This is a genomic window from Jiangella rhizosphaerae, assembly GCF_003579925.1.
Classification (GTDB): Bacteria; Actinomycetota; Actinomycetes; order Jiangellales; family Jiangellaceae; genus Jiangella; species Jiangella rhizosphaerae.
The window spans coordinates 1-663 of record NZ_QUAL01000204.1 but is presented as its reverse complement, the minus strand read 5'-3'; the positions used below and the strand labels follow the sequence as shown (position 1 = coordinate 663).

The window sequence follows — 663 nt, the reverse complement described above, 5'->3', positions numbered from 1 at the left end:
GGCCAGGCCGGCCGCGTGGCCAGCCGGCCGCCGACGATCAGCAGCGCCAGCGGCTAGCCGGCGCACGCCTCCACGATCGCGGCGGCCGCGTCGGGCTCCGCGGCCAGCCGGTCGGCGCCGGCCAGCGTCGCCAGCAGCTCGCGCGACTCCACGGCCGAGATGACGTCGAGGTCGAGGGACAGGTTGGCCGGGACGGTCAGCCGCCGGCGGGTGGTCACCAGGACGGCGCACTCGCCGGCGCCGGGGAGCAGGGCGGTGACCTGCTCGGCGGAGTGCGCGTCGTCGATCACGATCAGCAGCCGCCGCCGCGCGCAGATGGACCGGAACAGCGTCGCCCGGTCGGCCAGCGACGGCGGGATGTCGGCGGTCGCCGTCCCGAGGTCGCGCAGGAACGCCCCGAGGACGTCACGCGCCGGGACCGCGGCGCCGCCCCTCGTGCCCTCGGCGAACAGCTGCCCGTCGGGGAACCGGGCGCGCGCCCGGTGCGCCGCCTCGATCACCGTCGTGGTCTTGCCGATGCCGGCCTGGCCCGACACGACGGCGACGCGGACCCGGTCGGCCGGGCGGTCCAGCAGCGCCGCCAGTGCCGACAGCTCGCGCTGCCGTCCGACGAACGCCGGCGAGCCGGCCGGCAGCTGGGCCGGCGGCTCGGCCGTGGGCGGT

Annotated in this window: 1 protein-coding gene; it reads right to left on the bottom strand. The window is 78.7% G+C overall.

Annotated elements, in window-relative coordinates; all coding sequences use genetic code 11:
* Nucleotides 1-53: 53 nt before the first annotated feature.
* A partial coding sequence (locus tag DY240_RS22445) for an AAA family ATPase (RefSeq protein ID WP_147375444.1) occupies nucleotides 54-663 on the bottom strand: 610 nt, incomplete at its 5' end.